2 protein-coding genes and 1 pseudogene are annotated in these 3,392 nt (G+C 68.3%); all 3 read left to right on the top strand.

Annotated features, from left to right (window positions below; translation table 11 throughout):
- Positions 1-479 (top strand): annotated as a pseudogene (locus I71_RS33560) (ornithine cyclodeaminase family protein); the annotation flags it as partial.
- A 136-nt stretch (positions 480-615) separates the two neighbouring features.
- Positions 616-2,430, top strand: a complete 1,815-nt coding sequence (locus tag I71_RS35395; RefSeq protein WP_049976465.1) for a sensor histidine kinase — start codon at positions 616-618, stop codon at positions 2,428-2,430.
- A gap of 216 nt (positions 2,431-2,646) precedes the next feature.
- The coding region (locus I71_RS33550) for a DMT family transporter (protein WP_244434211.1) at positions 2,647-3,392 on the top strand (746 nt) is incomplete at its 3' end.

Below are 3,392 nucleotides of genomic sequence, written 5' to 3'. Positions count from 1 at the left end.
CCCAGAAGGCGCGCAAGCTGGCCGCCCGCTTCCACCGGCCGAAATTCCGCATCGAGGCCACCGCCGACCTGGAGGGGGCGGTCCGCGGCGCCGACATCATCGTCTGCGCCACCGCGGCACGCACCCCGTTGATCCACGGCGACTGGCTGCAGCCCGGCCAGCATCTGGACCTGCTGGGCGGCGTGGCGCCGGAGATGCGCGAGGTCGATGACGACTGCCTCCGCCGCGCCCGCGTCTTCGTCGACAGCCGCGACCGCACACCGACGGAAGCCGGCGACATCGCCCAGCCGGCGGCCGCCGGCGTTCTGAACCCCGACGACATCGCCGGCGACCTGTTCGAACTCGGCCGCGGCGAACGGGCCGGCCGGCGTTTCTACGACCAGATCACCCTGTTCAAGTCGGTCGGCACCGCACTGGCGGATCTGTGCGCCGCCCGGCTGGCCACGGAGATGGTGCTGCACAACGACTCGATCCGGTAAGCCGCCCGCAGGTCCGCTTCCGCGTTGCCGAAAGATGTGGTTACGAGCAACACGTCCTGCGCTACAATCCTAAGATTGTTTTCGCTTTACCGATGATCGGTATAGCAGATCGTACAGAAGGGAAAGGAACGGCCGATTGCTTGGCCCCACTCTCCCCCCGCTTCCCGACGACTTCGACGGTTCCGGACGCACCGCTCCGGACGGGGTGCCGTCTTTCCGCAAACCCCGGCTTGAGGCTGCCATCGGCTGGCTCGCCGCCTGCGGATTCCTGTTCCTGGCCGTGGTCACCGTGGTGGTCGGGGTGCAATCGCGCGAGCGGGCGGTCGACGGGGCGCAGGAGCGGGCACGGGCCGCCGTCCGTGTCCTGGCGGAGCACGCGGCACGCCTGTTCGACGCCGCCGATCTGCTGGTGGAATATGCCGCCCAGGAAACCGCCGGCCGGGCATGGGACGAGGTCGCCGGCTCACACGCCCTATGGGACCGGCTGAACGCCCAGCGCGCCCGGCTGCCCTTCCTGGATGCCGTCTGGCTGAACGACGCGACGGGTCTGCTGCGGCTGACGACGACGGCCTTTCCCGCCCCCTATTCCGATGCGTCGGACCGCGAGATCTTCCAGTTCCATCTGCGCAACGCGCAGCAGGGCCACCCCCCCGATCAGCCGCACATCGGTCCCCGCATCATCGGCCGGGTGACCAACAAGGCCACCTTCCTGCTCAGCCGCCGGCTGTCCGAACCGGATGGCGGCTTCCGCGGCATTGCCTCCGTAACCATCGATCCCTCCTATCTGTCGGGCTTCTACAAGGAACTGGACCTCCCGCACGAGCCGGTGACGATCCTGGTGCGGGCCGGCAGCCTCGATGTGCTGGTGCGCGAGCCGGACGGATCCGCCGAACCTACCCCGCTGTCCGACACCGCCCGCCGAGCGATCCAGGCCCAGCCGGACGGCGGCGTCGCCCGCGACGAAACCACCATCGTCGCCCACCGCCGGGTCGACAGCTGGCCGGTCCATGTCGTCGTGCGGCTGGATCTGGCGCCGGTGCTGGCATCCTGGCAGCGGGTGATCGCCCCCTATGCCGGGCTGGCGGCGGCGGCGGCGATGGCGCTGGCCGCCCTGTCGGTCTTCGGGTTCCGGCAGGCGGGCGCCGCCCGCCAGGTGCGGCGCGAACTGGAGCGCCGGGTGCGCGAACGCACGGCCTCGCTGGAAAGGACCATCGGCGAACGCGACGCGGTTCTGGCGCAGAAGGATCTGCTGATGCGCGAGGCCAACCATCGCATCAAGAACAGCCTGCAGGTGGTGTCCAGCCTGATGAGCCTGCAAGGACAGGCGATCGGCGACCCGCAGTTGAGCGAGCATCTGCAGGAAGCCGGACGGCGTGTCCAGGCGATTGCCGACATCCATCGCCTGCTCTACCGCGTCGACGACGTCCATTTCATCCCCTTCCACGACTACCTGACCGAACTGTGCCGGGAGCTGGAGCGCTCCGCCCGCTCCGAAGGCGGCAACTGGCGGCTGGAACTGGTGGTGGAGCCGGTGGAGGTGCCGACCGACCATGCGGTGCAGCTGGGCCTGCTTGCCAATGAACTGGTGATGAACGCCATCAAGCATGCCTATCGGCCGCTTGCCGGCGCCGTGGCCACAACGCTGACCGGTTCGCGGGAGGGGCAAGGGGCGATCGCCGAAGCGGCAGCTGGAACGGGGCCGGGCGCAGCCAACGTCATCTTCGTGGCGCTGCGGCGGGACGGGGACACGCTGCGGCTGATCGTGGGCGACCGTGGCGTCGGACTGCCGCCCGATTTCGACTGGCGCCGCAGCCGCAGCCTGGGCATGCGGCTGATCCACACTCTGTCCAGACAGTTGAATGCCGTCCTTGCGGTGGAAAACACCAGCCCCGGCGTGCGCTTCACCATCCGCCTGCCGTACCGGCCGACCGAAGGCAGCACCGCGGAATAGCTTGATTGAACAGACGCACGCCATACGGGAGTATTATTGTTAGATTTTCTCGTATTTTTCTTGCGCCGGAGAGATTTCCTTCGGAGGATTGTCGCTGCGGCATCGGTCTCAGGCGGTTTGGCCGCAGATGGTTCAGACGGACCGATGTCTGCCCGACGACGCAGGCAGCCGGTCTGGAGGGACCATCCCGCAACGGCTTGTCAGGGACGTTCGATCGTGACCCTCTCCGCCTCCTCCGTGGCCACCGGCCCCCGGCTGCAGACGCCGTCCAACCGGCTTCTGCTCGGTGCGGGCTTCATGCTGCTCTCGGCCTTGTTGTTCGGCATCGGCAACACCGCCGTGCGCTGGGCCTCGACGGTGATGGACCCGCTGGAGGTCGTCTTCTTCCGCAATCTCTTCAGCCTGTTGTGGATGCTGCCTTGGGCGCTGACGGCCGGCGCCCCCGCCTGCAGGGCCGTGCTGGTGGAACGGCGGCTCGGACCTTACGTCACGCGCGGACTGACCACGCTGTGCGCCATGTCCGCCTGGTTCTACGCGATTGCCCATATCCCCTTGCCGACTGCGACGGCGGTCAGCTTCGCCATCCCGCTCTTCGTCGCGGCCGGAGCGGCATTGTTCCTGCGCGAGCGGGTGCAACCGCGGCGGTGGGCGGCGATCTTCGTCGGGTTGGCCGGCGTTACCATCGTGCTGAGACCGGGGTCGGCGCCGGTCGATGTGGCCTTTCTGGCGCTGTTCGTCCATTGCATCGCCGCCGCCGGCACCATCCTGCAGATGAGGCTGCTGAGCCGGAAGGACAGCCCGCCGGTGATCGTCACCTTCCTGGGCCTGATGGTCTCGCCGATGGCCCTGGTCCCGGCGCTGTTCGTCTGGGAATGGCCGAGTTGGAGCGTGCTGGGCGGGCTGGCGCTGCTGGGCGGATTGCTGACATTGGGGCAGTTGGCGATGACCAAGGCACGTCGTGC

Origin of the sequence: Azospirillum sp. B506 (genome assembly GCF_000333595.1) — a bacterium.
Taxonomy (GTDB): domain Bacteria; phylum Pseudomonadota; class Alphaproteobacteria; order Azospirillales; family Azospirillaceae; genus Azospirillum.
The sequence above is the reverse complement of the archived record's forward strand: the minus strand, read 5'-3'. Positions and strand labels throughout refer to the sequence as shown.